The 22,801-nt window shown below is 40.4% G+C and carries 21 protein-coding genes; 6 read left to right on the forward strand and 15 right to left on the reverse strand.

Translation table 11 applies throughout. The features are described 5' to 3' along the window. Positions 1 to 30: 30 nt before the first annotated feature. The 6 genes from P5Y91_RS00250 (at position 31) to xerS (ending at position 5,356) form a co-directional block, all read left to right on the forward strand. Positions 31 to 363 carry a putative DNA-binding protein gene (locus P5Y91_RS00250; protein ID WP_003001435.1) on the forward strand — a complete coding sequence of 111 codons (333 nt, stop codon included), beginning with the start codon at positions 31 to 33 and terminating at the stop codon, positions 361 to 363. Between the two features lie 2 nt (positions 364 to 365). Further along, positions 366 to 581, forward strand: coding sequence for a 2-oxoglutarate:acceptor oxidoreductase (locus P5Y91_RS00255; RefSeq protein ID WP_277838674.1), 216 nt, complete (start codon positions 366 to 368; stop codon positions 579 to 581). A 17-nt stretch (positions 582 to 598) separates the two neighbouring features. Next, positions 599 to 2,170 (forward strand): signal recognition particle protein, encoded by a 1,572-nt coding sequence (ffh, locus tag P5Y91_RS00260; protein ID WP_049492826.1) that lies wholly within the window; start codon positions 599 to 601, stop codon positions 2,168 to 2,170. Between the two features lie 66 nt (positions 2,171 to 2,236). After that, entirely contained in the window at positions 2,237 to 3,004 is a 768-nt protein-coding gene (locus tag P5Y91_RS00265; RefSeq protein WP_277838675.1) for an alpha/beta hydrolase, read from the forward strand. A gap of 105 nt (positions 3,005 to 3,109) precedes the next feature. After that, positions 3,110 to 4,093, forward strand: a complete 984-nt coding sequence (locus P5Y91_RS00270) for an acetylxylan esterase (RefSeq protein WP_118228173.1) — start codon at positions 3,110 to 3,112, stop codon at positions 4,091 to 4,093. A 192-nt stretch (positions 4,094 to 4,285) separates the two neighbouring features. Further along, entirely contained in the window at positions 4,286 to 5,356 is a 1,071-nt protein-coding gene (gene xerS / locus P5Y91_RS00275; RefSeq protein WP_277838677.1) for a tyrosine recombinase XerS, read from the forward strand. Between the two features lie 177 nt (positions 5,357 to 5,533). On the opposite strand, the gene P5Y91_RS00280 is transcribed toward xerS, so the two are convergent. The 15 genes from P5Y91_RS00280 to P5Y91_RS00350 all read right to left on the reverse strand — a co-directional run bounded on the left by P5Y91_RS00280 (position 5,534) and on the right by P5Y91_RS00350 (position 22,739). Further along, entirely contained in the window at positions 5,534 to 6,295 is a 762-nt protein-coding gene (locus P5Y91_RS00280) for an ABC transporter permease (protein WP_277838678.1), read from the reverse strand. Between the two features lies 1 nt (position 6,296). Next, positions 6,297 to 7,223, reverse strand: coding sequence for an ABC transporter ATP-binding protein (locus P5Y91_RS00285; RefSeq protein ID WP_277838679.1), 927 nt, complete (start codon positions 7,221 to 7,223; stop codon positions 6,297 to 6,299). Positions 7,224 to 7,553: 330 nt separating this feature from the next. Continuing rightward, positions 7,554 to 8,180, reverse strand: a complete 627-nt coding sequence (locus P5Y91_RS00290) for a putative bacteriocin export ABC transporter (RefSeq protein ID WP_277838680.1) — start codon at positions 8,178 to 8,180, stop codon at positions 7,554 to 7,556. Between the two features lies 1 nt (position 8,181). Further along, positions 8,182 to 10,191 (reverse strand): DUF1430 domain-containing protein, encoded by a 2,010-nt coding sequence (locus tag P5Y91_RS00295; protein WP_277838681.1) that lies wholly within the window; start codon positions 10,189 to 10,191, stop codon positions 8,182 to 8,184. Between the two features lie 373 nt (positions 10,192 to 10,564). Beyond that, the gene (gene lplA / locus P5Y91_RS00300; protein ID WP_156676477.1) at positions 10,565 to 11,554 is read right to left on the reverse strand and encodes a lipoate--protein ligase; all 990 of its coding nucleotides are present in this window, start codon (positions 11,552 to 11,554) and stop codon (positions 10,565 to 10,567) included. Between the two features lie 228 nt (positions 11,555 to 11,782). After that, on the reverse strand, positions 11,783 to 13,489 hold the full coding sequence (lpdA, locus tag P5Y91_RS00305) for a dihydrolipoyl dehydrogenase (protein ID WP_118398358.1): 1,707 nt from the start codon (positions 13,487 to 13,489) through the stop codon (positions 11,783 to 11,785). A 41-nt stretch (positions 13,490 to 13,530) separates the two neighbouring features. Next, the gene (locus P5Y91_RS00310; RefSeq protein ID WP_049492858.1) at positions 13,531 to 14,574 is read right to left on the reverse strand and encodes a dihydrolipoamide acetyltransferase; all 1,044 of its coding nucleotides are present in this window, start codon (positions 14,572 to 14,574) and stop codon (positions 13,531 to 13,533) included. A gap of 220 nt (positions 14,575 to 14,794) precedes the next feature. Then, on the reverse strand, positions 14,795 to 15,787 hold the full coding sequence (locus tag P5Y91_RS00315) for an alpha-ketoacid dehydrogenase subunit beta (protein ID WP_003011072.1): 993 nt from the start codon (positions 15,785 to 15,787) through the stop codon (positions 14,795 to 14,797). Between the two features lie 16 nt (positions 15,788 to 15,803). Next, positions 15,804 to 16,772, reverse strand: coding sequence for a thiamine pyrophosphate-dependent dehydrogenase E1 component subunit alpha (locus P5Y91_RS00320; protein WP_003014979.1), 969 nt, complete (start codon positions 16,770 to 16,772; stop codon positions 15,804 to 15,806). 219 nt (positions 16,773 to 16,991) lie between these two features. Further along, positions 16,992 to 18,158 carry an ATP-grasp domain-containing protein gene (locus tag P5Y91_RS00325; protein WP_049492861.1) on the reverse strand — a complete coding sequence of 389 codons (1,167 nt, stop codon included), beginning with the start codon at positions 18,156 to 18,158 and terminating at the stop codon, positions 16,992 to 16,994. 21 nt (positions 18,159 to 18,179) lie between these two features. Continuing rightward, entirely contained in the window at positions 18,180 to 18,920 is a 741-nt protein-coding gene (locus tag P5Y91_RS00330; RefSeq protein WP_049492864.1) for an esterase family protein, read from the reverse strand. Positions 18,921 to 18,959: 39 nt separating this feature from the next. After that, positions 18,960 to 19,787 carry an alpha/beta hydrolase gene (locus P5Y91_RS00335; RefSeq protein ID WP_277838687.1) on the reverse strand — a complete coding sequence of 276 codons (828 nt, stop codon included), beginning with the start codon at positions 19,785 to 19,787 and terminating at the stop codon, positions 18,960 to 18,962. A gap of 93 nt (positions 19,788 to 19,880) precedes the next feature. Next, entirely contained in the window at positions 19,881 to 21,215 is a 1,335-nt protein-coding gene (gene trmFO / locus P5Y91_RS00340; RefSeq protein ID WP_277838689.1) for a methylenetetrahydrofolate--tRNA-(uracil(54)-C(5))-methyltransferase (FADH(2)-oxidizing) TrmFO, read from the reverse strand. Between the two features lie 158 nt (positions 21,216 to 21,373). Then, positions 21,374 to 22,078, reverse strand: a complete 705-nt coding sequence (locus P5Y91_RS00345; protein WP_155199614.1) for a DUF3307 domain-containing protein — start codon at positions 22,076 to 22,078, stop codon at positions 21,374 to 21,376. After that, positions 22,062 to 22,739: a SatD family protein gene (locus P5Y91_RS00350; RefSeq protein ID WP_277838690.1), complete on the reverse strand. Its 678-nt coding sequence runs from the start codon at positions 22,737 to 22,739 to the stop codon at positions 22,062 to 22,064. The genes P5Y91_RS00345 and P5Y91_RS00350 overlap by 17 nt, the downstream gene beginning before the upstream one ends. Positions 22,740 to 22,801: the final 62 nt, after the last annotated feature.

Here is a 22,801-nt window from a genome sequence, read left to right on the forward strand (position 1 = left end):
TTAGCGGGCTTTTTTGATATAATGAAAGGTATGGAAATTGAGAAAACCAACCGAATGAATGCGCTCTTTGAGTTTTATGCAGCGCTCTTGACGGACAAGCAGATGAACTACATCGAGCTCTATTACGCAGATGACTACAGCTTGGCTGAGATTGCAGAAGAGTTTGGAGTGAGCCGTCAAGCGGTCTATGACAATATTAAACGTACAGAAAAAATTTTGGAAGACTACGAAATGAAACTCCATATGTATTCCGATTACATTGTACGCAGCCAGATTTTTGATCAGATTTTAGAACGCTATCCGGAAGATACTTTTCTACAAGAGCAGGTTGAAATTTTATCAAGCATTGACAATCGGGAGTGATTATGGGCAGTCTCGTCATTTATCAAGGAATACCTTGCAAACTATTAGTCGCAGAGGAAGTATTTCCTACTCGACTACAGATTATCTCGCCCAATGATATCTCCAAAGCTATGCAAATAGGTTTTAACTGTTGGGGATATCCAAATGAAATCATGAAAGAAGTCACACCCGAGGAACTAGAATGTTTGCAACATTTCGGACGATTTCCACTGAATTGAAAAAATAGGAGAAAATAATGGCATTTGAAAGTTTAACCGAACGTTTACAGAACGTCTTTAAAAATCTTCGTAAGAAAGGGAAAATCTCTGAAGCGGATGTCCAAGAGGCAACCAAAGAAATTCGTCTAGCCCTCTTAGAGGCCGACGTTGCCCTTCCTGTTGTAAAAGACTTTATCAAACGTGTCCGCGAGCGGGCTGTTGGTCATGAAGTCATTGAAACCTTGAACCCTGCCCAACAGATTGTGAAGATTGTCGATGAAGAATTGACAGCGATTTTGGGTTCTGAGACAGCAGACATTATCAAATCTCCAAAGATTCCAACCATTATCATGATGGTCGGTCTTCAAGGGGCTGGTAAAACAACCTTTGCGGGTAAATTGGCCAACAAATTGGTCAAGGAAGAAAATGCACGTCCTTTGATGATTGCGGCCGATATCTATCGTCCAGCAGCCATTGACCAGTTGAAGACCCTCGGTCAACAGATCAATGTCCCTGTCTTCTCACTTGGTACAGAAGTCCCTGCAGTAGAGATCGTTCGTCAAGGTTTGGAGCAGGCGAGAGCCAACCACAATGACTATGTCTTGATCGATACGGCTGGTCGTCTGCAAATCGATGAAAAACTCATGGGTGAGTTGCGCGACGTCAAAGCCCTTGCTGAGCCGAATGAAATCCTCTTGGTTGTGGATGCCATGATCGGTCAAGAAGCGGCCAATGTGGCGCGTGAGTTTAACGAACAACTCGAAGTGACCGGGGTGATCTTGACCAAGATTGATGGGGATACCCGTGGTGGTGCAGCCCTTTCTGTCCGTCAGATTACTGGGAAGCCAATCAAATTCACTGGTACTGGTGAAAAAATCACTGATATCGAAACCTTCCACCCAGACCGCATGTCTGGTCGGATCCTCGGTATGGGGGATATGCTGACGCTGATCGAGAAGGCTTCTCAAGAATACGACGAGAAACGCTCTCTTGAACTCGCTGAAAAGATGCGGGAAAACACCTTTGACTTCAACGATTTCATCGATCAGTTAGACCAGGTTCAAAACATGGGTCCAATGGAAGATCTGCTCAAGATGCTTCCAGGTATGGCCAATAACCCTGCCATGAAGAACCTTAAGGTCGATGAACGAGAAATTGCTCGCAAACGGGCGATCGTATCATCCATGACACCAGCTGAACGGGAAAATCCAGATTTGTTGAATCCAAGCCGTCGTCGTCGGATTGCTGCTGGATCAGGAAATAGCTTTGTCGAAGTCAATAAATTCATCAAGGACTTTAACCAAGCCAAACAGATGATGCAAGGCGTCCTCTCTGGCGACATGAACAAGATGATGAAACAAATGGGGCTCAATCCAAATAACATGCCGAAGAATATGCCTGGTGGAATGCCTGATATGTCTGCCCTCGAAGGTATGATGGGACAAAGTGGCATGCCTGACTTGTCAGCTCTTGGTGGAGGCGCTGGAATGCCTGATATGAGCCAAATGTTTGGTGGTGGTCTCAAAGGAAAAGCCGGAGAATTTATGATGAAACGGGCGATGAACAAAATGGCCAAACAAATGCGCAAAAATAAGAAAAAACGGAAATAATCCTTTCTAATAAAGGCCTGGAACACACTGTTCTGGGTTCTTTTAGAAACTACTACTAGAGGAAACATGTTAAAAAAACTATTTCAACAACTCATTCGTTTCTTTATAAGACTGTTTTCTTCGCACAGAAAGCCCTTTGAATTTCCTAAAGGGTCGAAGAAACCACCGATCAGACCGATCATCTTTGTACCTGGAAGTTCAGCTAGTATTCAGCGTTTCAATGGAACAATTCGTATGCTCCATCGCTTTTCTAGAAAAAAACAGAGTCTCTTAAAAATTAAAGTCAATAAAGATGATTCTATAGAGATGGAAGGAAGACTCAATACGAAAGAGCCGAATCCAATGATTGTGATTGGCTTTGAGAACAATCGAGACGGCTACAGCAATATCAAGCAGCAAATCGAATCCCTTAAGCTGGCTTTAACCTACCTTCTTGATCACTATTATTTCACAGAATTTAAGGCAGTAGGGCACTCCAACGGAGGACTAGTTTTGACTGGTTTACTAGAAAGTGGCTTTTTAGAAAAGAAAAAACTGACCGTAAGCAAGCTCGCTATTATTGGTAGCCCTTATCAATTCAATCAAGAGATGTATGATAATTTTCAAAGATGGAAACATCGCTTAGAAAAAGAAGTAGAGGTCCTTAACTTTGTCGGTAACTTTACTGGAAAATCAGACGGCATTGTTCCACTTACTAGTGCACAAGCAGCACAATCTATTTTTGAGAAACAAGCCTATACAGAAGTCAATTTAAAAGGACGCAAGGCTCATCATTCTGCATTACCCACTAATCCAGATCTAGTGAAACAATTAAGTCTATTTTTGAATCTATAAGTAAATTACATAATTTCGGTTATGTATTTTTTATTTGTCTCTTGCAATCCTTAAGTAAATATGGTACATTTTTGGTAGCGATTACACATACTTAAGGAGGATTTTATGAAAGATCCCAAATTATTAGAAACAATGAAAGATTACAAGGGACGGGATGAGGTTCCCGCAGATTTTGATGCTTTTTGGGATCAAGCTCTAGCAAAGATGACTCAACTTCCTGAATACAAGCTTGAAGAACGAGATTTCAGTATTCCAAATGTGATTTGTTATGAATTAACATTTAAAGGAACCAGAAAAGGCCTTGTCTATTCAAGAATGATTCTTCCAAAAACGGATCAAAAGATTCCAGTAATTTTCCATTTTCATGGCTATATGGGCCGTTGTTGGGATTGGGCTGATATGCTGGCTTATACAGTAGCCGGCTATGGTGTTGTGTCTATGGACGTAAGAGGTCAGTCAGGCTTTTCAACCGATGGAGATCGTTCACCACTTGGAAATACGGTAAAAGGACAGATTATCCGTGGCGCCGTGGAAGGTCCAGATGAGCTCTTTTATAAGGATATCTACTTAGATCTTTACCAGTTAATTGAAATTGTAGCCAGCCTTCCTCAAGTCGACGACAGCAAACTTGCCAGCTATGGAGCCTCACAAGGTGGTGCCTTGGCCCTGGTTGCTGCTGGATTGAATCCTCGTATACAACGAACGGTAGCCATTTATCCATTCTTATCAGATTTCAGACGAGTATTGGAGATTGGGAACACCAGCGAGGCTTATGACGAGCTTTTCCGTTATTTCAAGTTCCATGATCCATTCCACGAAACCGAAGATCGTTTGATGCAGACATTGGCCTATATTGATGTGAAAAATTTTGCCCACCGCATCAAAGGACAGGTTCACATGATTACCGGACTAGATGATGATGTCTGTTATCCTGAAACGCAGTTTGCCATTTATAATCGATTAGAATGTCCAAAAGAGCATTTAATCATGCCAGAATATGCCCACGAAGCTATGAATGTTCAAGTCAATGATCGAGCTTATAATTGGCTCTGTGGTAGCAAGATTCCATTTCAATATGTAGAAAAATAAGTTACAGAAGAAAACAATCAGTAAATCCATGAGATTTGCTGATTTTATTGTGTTTAAAAGGGATCTAGTATAGAAAGGGATACAAAACAGTCCTATAGATACCCTATGACATTTTTCCGAAAAACTATAATTTTCTTGAAAAATATATCCGGCTATGCTATACTACTAGTATAGAAAGATTTGGAGAAAAACATGAAACGCGAGATCTTATTAGAACGGATTGATAAACTCAAACAAGTCATGCCCTGGTATGTATTGGAATATTACCAATCGAAACTAGCCGTTCCCTACAGTTTTACAACCTTGTACGAATACTTAAAGGAATACGATCGATTTTTCACCTGGGTCTTGGAATCTGGTATATCGGATGCTGACACCATAGCCGAGATCCCTTTAGACGTTCTGGAGCACATGACCAAGAAAGACATGGAATCCTTTATTCTTTACTTACGTGAACGTCCTCTGCTCAATGCCAATACGACGAAAAATGGGGTTTCTCAAACAACTATTAACCGTACCCTTTCTGCACTTTCTAGTCTTTATAAGTATTTGACTGAGGAAGTTGAAAACGAGCAAGGGGAACCTTATTTCTACCGTAATGTCATGAAGAAGGTTGCAACCAAGAAAAAGAAAGAAACCTTAGCTGCTCGAGCTGAAAATATCAAGCAAAAGCTCTTTTTAGGTGATGAGACAGAAGGTTTCTTGAACTATATCGACCAGGAATACCCTAAAACACTTTCAAATCGAGCCTTATCTTCCTTTAATAAGAATAAAGAGCGAGATTTAGCCATTATCGCACTTCTTCTTGCCTCTGGTGTCCGTCTCTCTGAAGCAGTTAACCTAGATCTTCGAGATCTCAACCTTAAGATGATGGTGATTGACGTTACTCGAAAAGGTGGAAAACGAGACTCTGTCAATGTTGCTGCCTTTGCTAAACCCTATTTAGAGCAATATCTCGCTATTCGGGATAAACGCTATAAGACAGAAAAAACCGATACAGCCCTCTTCTTAACCTTATATCGAGGTGTTCCGAACCGGATTGATGCTTCTAGTGTCGAAAAGATGGTGGCCAAGTATTCAGAAGACTTCAAAGTCCGTGTGACACCCCACAAGCTTCGCCATACCCTAGCAACTCGTCTCTATGATGCAACCAAATCCCAAGTTTTGGTCAGCCATCAGCTAGGACATGCCAGCACTCAGGTAACGGACTTGTATACGCATATCGTAAATGACGAACAGAAAAATGCCTTGGATAGTTTATGAGATACATAATATAAATTATGTAATATATTTAGTGTTAGAAAAAGAGCGTAGATCTTTGATAGAATCTTACGCTCTTTAATTATTTATTTTCTTTAACTTCATTTATTTGTATGATTTCTTACTCCAATTGTAAAATCATTTTTCCAATTATTCATGAATTTGATTTTGAAGCAATCTTTAGAATTCTTTGTTTTCAAACAGTTTAATAGCAATATAAAAAATTACGATTGAATAAATAACAGTTAAAAGTAGTTGAATGGTGTAGCTAATTATCGAAACATTCCTTGTAATAGGGTTTAAAATATTCAATACTCCTAATGGGCTAAAGGATAATAATAAGTTATTTTTGTTTAATAAACTTCTTGAAATCACTTCTCCTAAACCTTTTAACAAAACAACTCCAACTAGGGCACCCGATAAAGAATTTGTTATCAAAAATAAACAAATAATTGTTGTGCTATAAAAAATAGTTGTAAAAAACGTTGTAATAATTTGAATGAATCCGGCTGTAAAAGTAAGCATAGTATCTGCAGATGAAGAGTAAGCTCCTATTGTAAAAAATCCAAATAATAATGTTGTCGTTATAAAAGATGTTAGAAATAAAACAGCTAAAATTATGAATGAGACAAAAATAGATGCAAACAATTTAGAAAACAAAATTTCTACTCGTTTAACTGGCGTGACTAACAATGATTTAATTGTTTTTTGCTGGATTTCTTGATAAAAAGGTACTAATGCTACTATAACTCCTACTATCATAGCAAATATCGAAAATGTATCGCTAGAGGTTTTAAAAACATTCCCAAATGAAGATTCTGGTGCAACCATTCTTAGATACAGTATCAATAGAGAAATGACACAAATAAACCCTCCAAAAACATAGATAATCTTTTTTGCAGCAAATAATTTGAACAACTCAATCTTTATTAATTTAAGCATATCAAACCTCCATCTCTCTCTGCATTTTGATAAAAATATCTTCAAAATTATTTTGTTTCTCAGAAAAATTTATGATGGAGATATCCTGACGTAATAACTCTGTGAGTAGTTTCTCCTTTACCTCTTTCATTGATTCTATATCTAAAGATAACTCAAGTTGCTCTATTCCCTCAGAAAAAACAATGTTTAAGTTATTTAAGATAGACTTTGTAAGTTCTAAGTTATCAGTTTTCAACAACCAAATATTCTTAATAGATCCAAGTGATAAAAACTCTGTCTTTTCCCCTTGGAAAATTACTTTCCCTTGATTGATAATTGTAACTGTATCCACTAACTTACTTAATTCTTCCAATGAATGACTCGAAATTACAATCCCAACTCCTTTTTTAGACAATTCAATGAGCAAATCTCTAAACTCTTTTATTCCTATGGGATCTAATCCATTGAATGGTTCATCTAATAATAAGATAGTTGGCTGATGGATTAAGGCTTGAGCAAGTCCCAAACGTTGTTTCATACCTAACGAAAAACTGGATACTTTACAATCCACACTATTGTCTAAACCTACTAAATGCAGATAGTTTAAAAGATCTTCTTTTGATAAGTTTACTTCATTATAAAGACTAGAAATAAGCATTAAATTCTGTCTAGCTGTTAAAGATTCATAAAATGTAGGATATTCAATAATCGTACCAATAGTATTCAAATAGTCCTTTGATTTCCCTTCAATTAGTTTCCCATTGATTTTAATTTCACCAGATTCTTTTTTTACTAAACCTAAAATCGTCTTGAATATTGTAGTTTTCCCAGAACCATTTTGTCCAATGAGTCCCATTATTTCCCCACTCTGCAACTCAAATGACAAATCCTCAATGACTTTCTTTTTGTTATACGATTTATTTAGACCAATAATTTGTAATAGTGCCATTTCGTCTTCCTTTCTTTATTTTGAATCACTCAGCACTTCTGCTGTCATTGGTTCGGTATTCCGTACACTCCTTTGTTTTTACAATGACTGTTGTTGATGAAGAGAAAGTTACTTTACGAGAGATGGAAGAAATTATTTGGCTTTCTTTTTGTGTCTCTGTATAGCCAGATAAACAAAGAAAAGTCAGAAATACAATGAATAGATAAACTTTTTCATGTTTTTTCGCCTTAAAAATTTTGTTTGACCGAATCTTTCTTCATCAGCCTATACCTCATGAATAGCTAGCTATAAAAGATGATATAGAAGATCCTACCATTCTTCAGCCATGGATTAGTTGAGCTTTACCACTTCGTCAGCTTTCTCCCAAATCACTGGATTATGGGTTGCAATAATGATTATACGCTCTTGATTCTTTAACATTAAGAGCAAGTCCATGACCTCTTGTGAGGTTTCTGGATCCAGTGCTGCAGTTAGTTCATCTGCCAAAATTAAAGGTGGATCTTTTAAAATAACTTTAGCTAATGCGACACGTTGCGCCTCTCCCCCCGATAATTCATAAATCTTTTGATCCAAAGCAAGGTAAGCCAATCCTACTTTTTTGAGCACTTCTTCTTCTTGCTGCTTCTTCTCTTTTTTCGTTAATTTTTGCCCAATCAATCCCAAATCTAAATTTGTAGCGATAGTCTCGTTTTCAAGCAGGCCAAAGTTTTGAAAGAGATAACCTAATTCATGCTTAAAGAAGTGATGCTGTTTGATTTGTTTCAGTTCTTGCCCTTGATAGCTTATACTCCCTTTTTCATAAGGTTCTATCTTCGCCAAGATATTAAGCAAGGTTGTTTTACCACACCCACTATTTCCGATCAGAGCATAGACCTTACCTTCTGTAAATTGCAAGCTCAAATCTTGAAAGACCGTTCGTTGGCCAAATGATTTGGTTAAATGTTCTACGCTAATCATATTAGGCTCCTTTCAGTACAGTGGCTAACAAGTGGTCTTCTTTATGAGACCGGTACAGGAGAATGAACCAAGCATTAGTAATAAATAGCAAGAGAGTGACAAGAGCAATCCACCATTCCGAAGTGAGAATGAATACCAAGAGGCTTCCTAATAGCAAGAGGCTACTTTCTGAGAGCAAAATCATTTGGTGAATGTTTACAAATCCCAGACCTGCAATCTTCTTCAAGAAGATTTGTTTTCTAAACTCTTCAAAATATAGGAAATTCATAGTGTTAAAAAGAAGAACAGAGGTTGCTATACCAAAGACTCCTCCTGCAATCGCCATGAGATTTTCTATTTGTATGTTTTGGGCCATTTGCTGGTAAACGTCCACTGCATAGTCGTACTGACTAACACTTTTTTCAAGATTATACTTAGCGACTAGCTTCTTACTATTCTGAAGCCCATTAAAATAAAGGTAGGAATTTAGTTGGGTGAAATATGGATTCTCATAGCCTCCAAAACTTTCAGGTTGTATAACCACTAAAACAGGATCTGTAAAGAATTGCTTATAGCTGATTGGTGTGTTGTTGTAGATAAAGCGTTTTTGATGATTCGGAATATACGTTACCTGCGCCTTCATTGATAAGGTGATATTTCCTTGATCATCTCGAGGAGATAGATAATCTTCATATCGTTTGATCATCTCCTCTTCTCGACCTTTTAATTTTTCCGGAAGTAAGAGACCAAATTCTCCTGCTTGTAAGTGATTTAAGTGATCTTTTTCTTCAGGAGAAACTGGAACACCTTGGATTTCGAGGTAATTTGGAGTTACATAGAGAGTTCGTGCAAGAGGATCGTAATCTGTGATGGAAAACTCTTTACCTGTACTAGGATCCGTCATAACTCCTTTTGAACTAAAAGATACGAGATTATGATAAGCTAAAAGACCACCATTTTCGATGCCAGACTCGATGAGCTTAGACCATTTTGCACTGTTCTCAATTTGCGTCTCTTTGTTTGTTTTCTGTGAAAAATCCTCCCGACTTGTACTAATTTGGACCCAATTCGACTGTTTTAACCAAGCCTCACTTCCCTCTTGGTGAGTTTGCCAGACTGATCCATAAATACTGATTCGATGAATCGCAAGTCCAATTAATGCCACAGCGAGAAATTGACAAATAAAGAGGAAAACCAAAATGCGCTTTAATGGAACCTTTCCTTTTAAAAGGGGGACTAAATGAATCGTTTGAATACTATATGCAAAGAGGAAGGATAAGACAGCAGATAAAATCAGTAAAATCCCATTGTAAATAATACTACTTGAAATGATGATGGAATAGGAAAAAGGTGTCAATTGAAGACAATAAATCAGAAACGCACCCATTGTACTTGCCCCTATACATCCCAAAAGCAACTCTATACTATCAGCTTTTAAAGAATGTCCGAAAAGTTGCAAGCGTCTCATTCCTGAGATATATCGAATCCCAGCGCTTCTCATTTCAAGTGTTTTTTGTATAATCGTCAAAGCGCTAAAACTAATGATAAAAATGACTAAGGCAAGTGATTGTGAACCTGAACCAAAAAAGGCAATAAAGGTCTGCAGAGGATTTGGTTTCTCAATAAAAGTTTGTGAGAAACCAAGAGTATGAAGCGTTTGATCCAGCTTTTCAGTTTCCAATTCACCTGTTAATACATAATAATTCGTTAGCAGGCTTTCTTTGGCAGCCAGTTCTTTCTTCTCTCTTTTAATCCCAAGAGGAAGTTTTCCCTCTCCGTAGATATCATAGGTGAAAACAACCTGCCCCTTAGAGTCTGTTCTTTGTATCTGACTGGCAATTATACTATGATTTTCCTTTGCCAAGCGGTCTAAACTGGAAGATAACTCTTCATATGTGACGCTCTTTTCTTGTCTCTGCACACCTACTACCGGAAGACTGCTGTGGACAACCGTATTTGGAGAAATAAAGGCAATCCAAATCAAAAAGCTAGAGATGAAAAGGTTTGATAAAATAATAAAGACACGTTTCATATCATCACACTTTCTAAAGCAGAAAAGGAAAGTAATACCTAGCTAGTCAATCAATTTCGTTGTTTAAGAATTACTGAATTTTACAAATTACAGTTACATTCTTTGTAAGCGAATACACTTTTCCACCTTTACTATACTACAAAATCCTTAGTAAAACAATAATTTTTATGTGAAACTAGTTTCAAAAAAAGAGGCTGGGACAAAAGTCCTAGCCTCTCAATTGTCTTTGTATTGTCGAGCAAGACGCAGTGGTTGACTGGGCTCTACTACGCTGAATTCATCAGCTTTTACAGCCCTACTCAACTGTGCGGAGGTGGGACTACGAAATCGAATTCTAACGAATTACCGATTTCTGTCCCACTCTCTTATGACTTTATTCCACCACTGCTTCAGCAATTTCTTCTGCAGTGATTCCTGCGAAGTAACGACCTAGGTTAATGGTTTGTAGGGCTTTAAGAACGTCTTCGCGTTCGTATTTGACACCACGAAGGACATCTTCTACTGCCGCTACGTCTTCGATACCAAAGAAGTCACCGTAAATCTTGATATCTTGAATTTTTGATTCAATGACGTTTGCGAAGATTTCCACCTTACCGCTAGGGAATTTAGTGCCACGACGGACATTGTATTCAGGAGACTTTCCATAGTTCCAATCCCAGGTACCAAACTTGGTTTCCTTGATACGATTGATTTCAGCCAATTCTTCATCCGAGAAGACATATTCTGTCATCTCAGGGTATTCTTTCTTCATGTAGTCCAAAAGTAGATCCCGGAACTCTTCAACCGTGATTTTTTCTGGCAACTCATCGATAATATTAGTTACTCGAGCACGGACTGATTTAACCCCTTTTGATTCAAACTTATCTTTAGACACTTTAAGTGCATTAGCTAGGACTGACAAATCCACGTCAAAGAGAAGACAACCATGGTGCATGATCCGTCCATTGATATAGGCTTGGGCATTGCCACAGAATTTCTTACCGTCGATTTCCAAGTCGTTACGGCCTGTAAATTCAGCTTTAACACCAAGTTCAGCTAAAGTATTGATAACTGGAGTAGAGAAGCTCTTGAAGTCAAAGGCCTTGTTTTCATCTTCTTTTGAAATGATGGTATAGTTTAGGTTGTTCAAATCATGATAAACAGCTCCACCACCACTGATTCGACGGACTACTTCAATTCCATTTTCACGAACATAGTCACGGTTAATTTCCTCGATGGTATTTTGGTGACGACCTACAATGATAGATGGTTTGTTAATCCAAAGAAGGAAGATTTGATCCTCGTCCAAAAGGTGTTTAAAAGCATATTCCTCTAAAGCAATATTAAAAGCAGTGTCATTTGAATAATTAATAATGTATTTCATAGTAATTCCAAAAAATTCGTTTTATAAATCCTACTCATAGCAGAATGAGCATTAGACAAAATAGTTAAATTTCACTTAATTTTCTGAAGTAGTAAAAAGAAATGTAACGAGTTATCGTTACATTTCTCGGAAAAATTGAGACAAGTGGCTCAATTTTTAGGCATGGAACTCTATGAGAGGTCGCTGCCGTCCGTACTACTTAAAGAAAATTTAGTTGAAAGAATAATATTATTTCTTCTTAGGTGAGTGAACTGCCAATCCAAGTACGTCCGCAAAGGCTTCGTACATCACTTCTGAGAAGGTTGGGTGCCCATGGATGGTCTTGAGCATTTCTTCTACAGTGATTTCCATCTCAATGATAGTTGAAGCTTCGTTGATCAATTCAGCTGCTGCTGGACCAATGATGTGAACCCCAAGAACTTCACCATATTTCTTGTCTGCAATGACCTTAACAAAACCTTGAGCCGCATCTGATGCAATGGCACGTCCGTTTGCGGCAAAATTGAATTTACCGATTTGGACATCATATTTCTCACGAGCTTGTTCTTCTGTCAAACCAACAGCCGCAACTTCTGGAAGTGTGTAGATAGCTGCAGGAGTTAAGTTCAATTTGGCAACAGCGTGATTTCCTTTAAGGGCGTTTTCAGCCGCTACTTCACCCATACGGAAGGCAGCGTGAGCCAACATCTTCGTACCGTTGATATCACCTGGTGCATAGATACCTGGAACAGAAGTTTCCATGTATTCATTGACCTTGATACGACCACGATCCAATTCAAACTCGACTTCACCGATTCCTTCAAGATCTGGAACACGACCGATTGAAAGAAGGGCTTTATTGGCGATGATATCGTCTTTTCCTTCAACCTTGATACGAAGTTTGCCATCTTCTTCAATGATTTCTTGGAGTTTCGTATCGGTCAAGATTGTCATACCTTTACGTTCAAGGATTAAACGAAGGTTCTTAGATACTTCAGCATCCATAGCTGGAACGATACGGTCCATCATTTCGATAACTGTAACTTTTGAACCGAAGGTCATGAAGGCTTGACCAAGCTCGATACCGACAACCCCACCACCAATGATTACGAGACTTTCAGGTACTTCATTCATTTCAAGAATATCATCACTGGTCATGACAAGGGATGATTCCATACCTGGAACGTTAATCTTGCTGACTTTTGAACCACCAGCAAGGATGATCTTCTTCGTTTCAAGCAATTCAGAACCATTGACCAAGACATTCTTATCTTTCGTAATGGTACCGATCCCCTTGTGAACATCCACTCCGTAGCTGCGAAGAAGACCCGCAACACCACCGACGAGGGTATTTACGACCTTGTTCTTGGTTTCAAGAACCTTATCCATATCTACTGAGAAACTTGGATTTTCAATGATAATACCACGGTTGGCCGCATGTCCGATATTTTCGATAATTTCAGCGTTGTGGAGGTAAGTCTTAGTTGGGATACATCCGCGGTTCAAGCACGTTCCACCAAGTTCAGATTTCTCAACAAGAGCAACCTTACCACCTAATTGAGCTGCTTTAATAGCAGATACGTAACCAGCAGGACCACCACCAATCACTACGATATCATAAGCGTCATCGCTCTTATTGTCATCGTTTGAAGCACTTGCTGCAGCTGGTGCTGGGCTTGCTTCTGGTGCTACTGCTCCAGCTGTAGGGATATTTTCCCCTTCTTCACCAAGATAACCGATTACTTCTGTTACAGGAACAGTTTCTCCATCCCCTTTCAGGATAGCGATCAAGTAACCGTCTTCTTCCGCTTCCAACTCCATGCTGACTTTGTCTGTCATGATTTCAAGGAGAACTTCTCCTTCTTTTACAAATTCGCCGACTTTCTTATTCCACTGAACGATTTGTCCTTCGGTCATATCTACGCCGGCTTTTGGCATAATTACTTCTAAGGCCATTTTATTTCCCTCTTTTTCTTGTTTCTATTCTCTCTCGTTGATTAGACCAACATTGAAATCGGGTCTTCAATCAAGGCTTTCAAGTCTTTCATGAATTTGGCACCAGCCATTCCATCGACAACGCGGTGGTCAATGGTCAAGCCCAAGCTCATGATTGGACGAATGACAATTTCACCATTCACAACAACTGGTTTTTCAACCGTTGCGCTAACTCCAAGGATAGCAGAGTTTGGTTGGTTGATAATCGGTCCAAATGATTGAACGCCAAACATCCCCAAGTTACTGATGGTGAAGGTTGAGTTTTGCAATTCACTTGGAGCAAGTTTACCATCCAAGGTACGTCCGATAACATCCTTGAAGGATACAACTAACTCTGACAAGGTCATCTTTTCAGCATTGTAGACAACTGGAGTCATGAGTCCATTGTCCATCCCAACTGCCATTGCCAAATTGACATAGTTGTGAGTGATGATGGTTTTGCCATCTTCCGTCAATGACGCATTGATGTATGGGTGTTTCATCAAGGTCTTAACCACTGCTAGAGAAAGCAAATCTGTTACAGTGACTTTTTTGCCAGTTGCTTCCATGATTGGATCCAATACTTTCTTACGAAGGGCCAACATTTGAGACATATCAACGTCATAGTTCAAAGTAAAGGTTGGTGCTGTCAAGTAAGATTCCACCATCCGTTGAGCGATCACCTTGCGCATTGGTGTCATCGGAATCCGCTCGATCTCACCATAAGGTGTCACATTATCTGGAGCTTCCTCCACCTTCTCGATTTCAGCAGGTGACTTAATGGTCTCATTCTCAATATTTTCAGGAAGGAAAGCAAGAACGTCCTTCTTCATGATCTTACCACGATGACCAGTTCCTTGAATCTCTTGCCAAGCAATATTGTGTTCTAAAGCAATTCGTTTTGCAAGTGGTGAAATGCGAACCACATTTGTGTCTTTATAGGTTTCCACGTCTTCTTTGTGGACACGACCGTTTGCGCCTGAACCAGAAACATCATAGAGGTTGATCCCAAGATCATCCGCTAATTTTCTAGCCGCAGGAGTCGCTCTTAGCTTATCATCAGCCATGACCTCTCCTATTCTATTTATGATGCAAAGGGCGTTTAAAAGCGACCGAAAAATAGGAAATCAACGCAGACTTCGATGAAGTCAAGGAGATTTATCTTTTTTCCGAGCTTTTAGCCCGTGATCTAATCTAAGATATTAAGGACGCAGAGAACTTTGTACCTAAAAAGATACAAAGTTTCCTCGTCTAATTTAAATGACATTACATAATTTATGTTATGTATTATTCTTTGTTATATGTTTTACGAATGGCATCTTTGATGCTTTCAACTGTTGGAATCATTGCATTTTCAAGGTTTTGTGCGTAAGGCATTGGCACATCTTCCCCCGCACAACGGCGGATTGGTGCATCCAAGTAATCAAATGCTTCTGATTCAGAAATGATAGCTGAAATTTCACCGATATAGCCACTTGTTTTATGAGCATCATTGACAAGGACTACTTTTCCTGTCTTCTTGACAGAATTAATGATGATCTCTTTATCGAGTGGGACCAAGGTCCGTGGGTCTACTACTTCTACTGAGATGCCTTCTTCTGCCAATTCTTCAGCTGCTTGCATCACGCGACGAAGCATTTTCCCGTAGGTTACGACAGTGACGTCAGTTCCTTCGCGTTTGATTTCTCCGACACCAAGTGGAATCGTGTAGTCTGGATCAACTGGCACTTCCCCTTTTTGGTTGAATTCTGATTTGTATTCAAGAATGATAACGGGGTTGTTATCACGGATAGATGACTTGAGCAGTCCCTTCATATCCGCTGGCGTACCAGGAGCAACAACTTTCAAACCAGGAATATGAGTAAACCATGATTCCAATGATTGTGAGTGTTGAGCCGCAGAACCTACTCCGTTCCCAGCAGCACAGCGAATGGTCATCGGCACTTGACCTTTACCACCAAACATGTAACGAGTTTTAGCGGCTTGGTTGACGATAGCATCCATGGCAATAACAGAGAAATCCATGAAGGTCATATCAACGATTGGACGTAGCCCTGTCATAGCAGCACCAGCTGCTGCACCTGAAATTGCAGCCTCAGAAATAGGACAGTCACGTACACGTTCTGGTCCAAATTCTTCAAGCATCCCTACAGATGTACCAAAGTCTCCACCGAAAACTCCGACATCTTCCCCCATCAACAATACATTTTCGTCGCGACGCATTTCCTCAGACATAGCAAGGATAATGGTATCGCGGAAAGACATTAATTTAGTTTCCATAATTCTCTACTCCCCCTTAGTCTGCGTAAATATCTTCGAAAGCTGATTCGAGTGGAGGGAATGGGCTTTCTTCCGCAAATTTCACTGAAGCTTCAACTGCTTCTTTCACTTCTTCTTGGATCTGATCCAATTCTTCTGCGCTCGCAATCTCATTTTCAAGGAGATACTTGCGAAGGTTTTCGATTGGATCTTTCTTCTTCCACTCTTCTACTTCTTCACGGGTCCGGTATTTACCAGGGTCAGAAGATGAGTGACCAAGCCAACGATAGGTGACACTTTCAATCAAGACAGGTCCTTTACCAGAGCGGACGTGTTCAACAGCTTTTTGGAATCCTTCATAGACATCGATAACGTTATTTCCATCAGGAATAAACATTCCAGGAATGCCGTAAGCAGCACTACGTTCGTGGATATGCTGGATATTGGTCATTTTCTTGATGTCAGCAGAGATTCCATAACCGTTATTGATACAGTAGAAAATTACCGGAAGATTCCAAATAGAAGCCATATTCACCGCTTCGTGGAAAACACCTTCGTTGGTTGCTCCGTCCCCAAAGAAGCAGACGACAATCTTACCAGTCTTTTTCATTTGTTGAGTAAGGGCAGCCCCTACAGCAATCCCCATACCACCACCAACGATCCCGTTGGCACCAAGGTTACCAGCATCCAGGTCAGCGATATGCATAGAGCCTCCCTTCCCTTTACAAGTACCAGTATACTTGCCTAGGATTTCAGCCATCATGCCATTCAGGTCGATACCTTTAGCGATCGCTTGACCGTGACCACGGTGGTTAGATGTCAGCAAATCGTCATCATTTAAAGCCAGCATCGCTCCAACGTTTGCTGCTTCTTCCCCAACAGAAAAGTGCGTCATTCCTGGCACTTTCCCTTTTTTTACTAACTGTGCAATTTTTAAGTCCATGCGACGGATTTCTTCCATTTTACGGAACATTTCCAATAAGAGACTTTTATCTAATGTTGCCATTATTTCGCCTTTCTTAGCATTTATTCATTCTCTTTAATTCTAGCCAAAAATGAAAGCACTGTCAAAAATAATGCTCAAATGATTTCACAAACTTTATACCTTGGAGGGAGGTTTTATAAGCTTTTTCAACTTCAAACAAAACATTTCACAAACTTTTCTTTCATGGGATTGCATTAAATTATAAAAAACCGATAGGATCCTATCCTACCGGTCGTTATCTTATGATTGGCGTTGACCAAAGTCATGAATCATTTGTTCCATTACTTCACGACTAGGTGTTGTAAGCATATAGAGGAAATCTCCCTGAAGTTCCGCAAAGGCCGCTGGCATGTCTTTTTTCACACGGAATTGATCATGGTATTTAGCCAAAACTTCATCCTCTGAAAGGACATAGGCTGCATTGGCACGGCGAGAAGTCGCCAAGCAATAAAGGGGCTCAAACTCAGAAGCTGGGAAAGGCTCTCCTGCTACGATGGCAGCATAACCACGGTACAAATCAATGGAGTGAGCATAATTGTAGACATCGATCGTAAAGCCACCTGCTGGACGATTATTGTACTCGATTGCAATATAGTCATCCCCATCGCGGAAGAACTCGATATGGAAGAAACGTTCTTTCATGCCAAAGGCTTTGACAATCGCTTCCCCGTATTGACGCAATTTTGGATCCATCTCTTTGAGGACATAATAAGAGTTATCCATCTTGTAGAGCATCAAATCGAGTGGCGTATAAGCATAGTCAAAAGTCGTTGAGAAGACAATATTGCCATCACGATCGACCAGACCATCAAAGGTACAAATCTCGCTAGAAGTGACGAATTTCTCAAAGAAGTACTCCGTATGTCCATCCCAATCTGCTTTAAAATGGTCGACATCTTCTGGTGTTTCAAGTTTAAAGGTCGCTGCTGCACCTACTCCATTATCAGGCTTGGCAATCAATGGCAACCCAATCTTCTTCACGGCCTTATCAATGTCTTTTTCTGTTTTAACCACGGCACCAGGAACGACTGGGACTCCAGCCTTCTTGAAGAGTTTCTTCATTTCGGATTTGAACTTAGTTTTCTTCAGATCTTTTGGCTTAGCTCCGAAGACATTGAATTGCTCCCGAAGCGCCGCATCCAATTCCAACCAGTACTCATTATGGGACTCAATACGATCAATTGGTCCGTGTTTATAGAACAGAAAGGCTACCGCACGCTTCACTTCGTCCAGATTTTCCAAATTTTCAACTCGGAAATACTCTGTCAAACTATTGCGCAAAGGCTCATCTAACTGTTCGTACGGCTCTTGACCAATTCCCAAGACTGTGATTCCCTTGTTAGCTAGTTCAATGGTAAATTGTTGGAAATTTTGTGGATAATAAGGTGAAATAACAAGATAATTCATAGAGGTCTCCTCCCTTTTTACTTATAGATGCATTTGGCCTAGGAAATAAGGCATTTGTTTGCGCCACCATTCCCAATCGTGGGCTACATCATGTCCCCATTCAGCGAACCATGCAGGAATATTTTTGTGATCAAAGGCTTCTTTCAGTTTGTAGAAAGATGGAAGCCCATCTTGTTCCCAAGCCCCTAAACCAGTACAAACAACGATTTCCGCCTGACGGTAACGATCGATAAACCAGCCATCATTTTGGTTCCAAATATAATCAGATGGCGAGTTTTGATAAATGGCTTCATCGCCTCCAAAATCACCAACAAAGAAACGAGCGTCATAGACACCACTCAAGGCAATCACTTTATTAAAGACATCTGGATGTTGCAAGAAGAAATTAAGGGCGTGGTAAGCCCCCATAGAGCAACCCGTTGTCATCATCGGATCAAACCAGCCTGTTTTGTGTTTGATAAAAGGAATGGCTTCTTCAATCACATAGCGTTCATAAGCACGGTGCATTTCGGCACGATCATGAGGATTTTTCCAATCACAAAGCCAGCTTTCACTATCGACACTCGAAAGGGTGAAGAATTGAACCCGACCTTCTTCGATAAACTGAGCACAAGCATCAATCATACCAAAGTCATAGTACTCGTTATGGCTCCCACCTGATGAAGCAAAGACCACAACAGGAATACCAGCGTGTCCATAGCGGTTCAAATACATTTCACGGTTGAGTTGGCCACTCCAGTGGCTTAAATGTTCAATATTCATAAGTTTCCTCTTTCTCTATATTGATTTGTTCTGAGTCCATTAATCCCAATTTTCGGTCAAAAAGCGAAGGCACTCAGGTAAATGTTCGGCCCAAGCTTCTTCATGGTGAATAGCGCCGGATTGAATCCGAATGTCGATATTCTCTAAAGCCACCCCTTGTTGAATGACGTCGTGATAATAACGAAGGGATGAATCAATATAGGCTTGCTTGATATTTCCCGCCATCAGCGTTTTATCTGTATCATCCGCCTCTTCAGTACCTACATAGATGTAGATCCGTTGATCTGCATATAATTTTTTGCGTTCGATATAATGATTGAAGGCATCTTGGTGTAGCCAGTTAGCAGATGAAAAGACACCTAAACAACCAATTTGATCTTGGTACTCTAAGCCCAAGAATTGGGTAATATTCCCACCCAAGGAAGATCCAATCATGGCCGTATGTTCTCGATCAGCAAGAGTCCGGTATTCTTGGTCGATAAAAGGTTTCACCACCTCCATGACAAATTCGCCGTACTCAACTCCCTTGCCACCAAATTGCATGCCAGGAATATTGGATTCCTTGTACTTCCAGGCAGAGTATTCATTCATGCGTTGGAAACCATCATTATCGATCGCAACAACAATCATGCGACTAATATCTGGATTCCGCTTAATGGCTGGAATAACTTTCCAGGAATGACCCGCATAAGCTTCCTTGCTGTACAAAACGTTTTGCCCATCGTGGAAATAAACCACAGGGTAACGTCTATCTGTATCCGTTTCATAATTCTTAGGTAATAAGACTCGCACACGACGGAGTTTTCCGGTATAAGGCACTTTCAACTCGTGTGTCTTCATATCTAAATAAAAATAGGATTTGTTCATTGTCAGAAAACTCTCTATATTCTAAATTTTATTCATTATACCATTTTTAGAAGAAAAAGTCTGGATTTTCTCCAAACTTTTTTCTTTCTTGGGTTATTTTTCCATAAACTGAGCCAAATCTTGTAAAGAACGTTCGGCAATTTTCTCATAACGTTCCTTTTTATCCCGAATACGTGGGCCTTCTAGCTCCTTGATAATCCCGAAGTTGACATTCATGGGTTGGAAATGCTTGCTGTCAGCATGGGTGATATAGTGAGCCAGGCTTCCGATAGCTGTCGTTTCAGGGAAAATCGCTGCTTCTTCTCCTTTGAAAAGGCGAGCTGCATTGATTCCAGCTACCAAACCTGAGGCAGCTGATTCAACATAGCCTTCTACACCTGTCATTTGACCTGCAAAGAAGAGATTAGCTTGTTTCTTAGAACGGTAGGTTTGTTCAAGCAGATTTGGAGAATCCATGTAGGAATTGCGGTGCATGACACCATATCTCACAAATTCCGCGTTTTCCAAACCTGGGATCATTTGGAAGACCCGTTTTTGTTCGCCCCATTTAAGGTGAGTTTGGAAACCAACAATATTGTAGAGGCTGGCAGCCGCATTGTCTTGGCGCAACTGAACGACTGCGTAAGGTGTCTTAAACTCCCCATCACGTGGCCCTTTGTAATCATCTGGATACTCGAGCCCAACTGGCTTCATAGGGCCATAGAGCATGGTTTTGATGCCTCGTTTGGCCATGATTTCAATGGGCATACAACCTTCAAAATACTTTTCTTTTTCAAAAGAGTTGAGCGGGGCTTCTTCTGCATTGACCAAGGCCTCGTGGAAATCCATAAATTCTTGTTTGGTCATGGGGCAGTTGAGATAGGCTGCTTCTCCCTTGTCATAGCGTGACTTGAGATAGACCTTGTTCATATCAACGGTATTGACATCGATAATCGGAGCTGCTGCATCATAGAAATAGAAACCGTCGCCACCATTGAGAGCATGGATCTTTTCTGCCAAGGCATCACTGGTTAGAGGGCCTGTTGCGACCACTGTGATGGCATCTGTCGGCAATTCCGTAATTTCATCGCGAATCACTTCAATGAGCGGATGTTGGGACACCTTCTCCGTCACCCGGCTAGCAAACCCTTCCCGGTCCACTGCCAGCGCTCCACCAGCCGGCACGCGAGTCGCTTCCGCTGCTTCAAGGATGACAGAACCCAGACGGCGCATTTCTTCTTTGAGGAGCCCGACAGCATTGGTGAGAGAATCCCCACGAAGAGAGTTGGAACACACTAACTCAGCAAAGTTGTCTGTTTTATGTTGCGGAGTGGATTTGACCCCACGCATTTCGTAAAGCTTGACCGGAATACCCTGTTGGGCAATCTGGTAAGCTGCTTCCGAGCCAGCAAGACCCGCACCGATAACATTGATATAAGATTGAGACATGACACTAATACCTCTTTGGGTATCAAAACACCCTTCTGGACTGTTTGACACCCACAAATCTTTCTAATTTTCTACTTGGTTCATTATACCAAAAAGCCAAGTAAAAAGACAGGGAGGCTAATCTTTCCTGTCCAGACTTAAGTCTATAATTTGTTTCCTTATAAACACAACCAGGCTGCTAAGAGGGCAGAGAGGATACTGAATAAGGACCCAATCAAATAATACTCCGCAAAGGCAGGATTCTCCGAAATTTTATTATAGCGGGCGATAGATTTGGCTGTAAATACTAGGCCGATCGAAGCAAATTGCCCATAGAGGAGACAGACACCGATCACCAAACGCTCTAAAAAGCCAATCATGGAACCAGCCCCAGTGATCGTATCCATTTTCTTCTTGCTGGTGGGTTGATACTTGGCAAACAGAATTTTAAAGGCGATATTGCTTGGTTTCCCAACTAGGAGGACATAAAAGATTAGATTTAAAATGTCCAAGGGTAGATAGGTCGTGCCATTCTTCGCTCCCATAAGGACCAGACAAGTTAGGATACCAATATGCAAGACTTGATCCAATGCAAAAATCCAGGCTTTTGGTAATTTCAATCCCTTCTGCACGATCGGTTTCAAGAAATCTATTCCAGCATGTGTCAGTAAAATGACCAAGCAAATCCACCACAAGGCTAGATGAAAGAGCGAAACAATGAACAAAGGCAAAGCCACATATAGAATGTGAAGCCCGAGCACCTTCTTATCCTGATCCTTGCGATCCGCCATCTTTTGACTTTGAAAATAATAATCCGATAACAAATGACAAATCAACAAGAGGATCAAGTATGGATTCATTACGATACTAGACAATCCGCTCATGGGCCTCTCCTTTCTCTAAGTTTTGAATACAAGCTAGTGCTGCTGCTCGCCCCCGTAAATAAACACGAATACTGCTACTCTTTAATCGCTTGGACAGTGCACTAGGGTTGAGCTCTAGCGCTTGGGCCAATTCCTGTTGGCTAAAGCTTTCACTATAGACAGATCTCTTTAGCAGATTGAGCAGAATCTCTTCCTGACTCTCTCGCCAACCCGAACGTATGGCTTCTCCGGAAGCGATGAGCGCATTCACCACTAAGTCCTGGCTGTCATTACCGCTCAAAAAATAGATCTGGGTGTTACCATAATCATTTTTCTGATGGACCAGATTAATAGCTGCGCGTGCATTCCAATAGGCTGGTCCATCTGCACCGATACTTTGCAGGGGATCGATATCCGTTACAATCTCCCCGAGGCCAATGCCGAAACGAAGTTGAGTCGGTTTTAGTTCTGAACGCAAGGTATCGATAATTTGAAAAACGGGAGCCTCTACTTTCAAAAGGGCCTGAAACTCATCGCCCAAAGTTAAGGTAAAAGCCGATGCTAGGCAGTCTTTAAAAAGCTCATTGATCTTTTGAAGCGTTTTTTCTAACTGTTTTTGCAGGTCAAAACGTTCTTGTACGATTTTGGAATCAATCACATCTGCAATCAAAGCAAGATACATAAGCCCACCTCCTTGTGTCTATTATAACGAAAAAAACAAAAAATGTCTATTATAACAGACAT

This window comes from Streptococcus taoyuanensis (genome assembly GCF_029589235.1).
Taxonomy (GTDB): Bacteria; Bacillota; Bacilli; order Lactobacillales; family Streptococcaceae; genus Streptococcus; species Streptococcus taoyuanensis.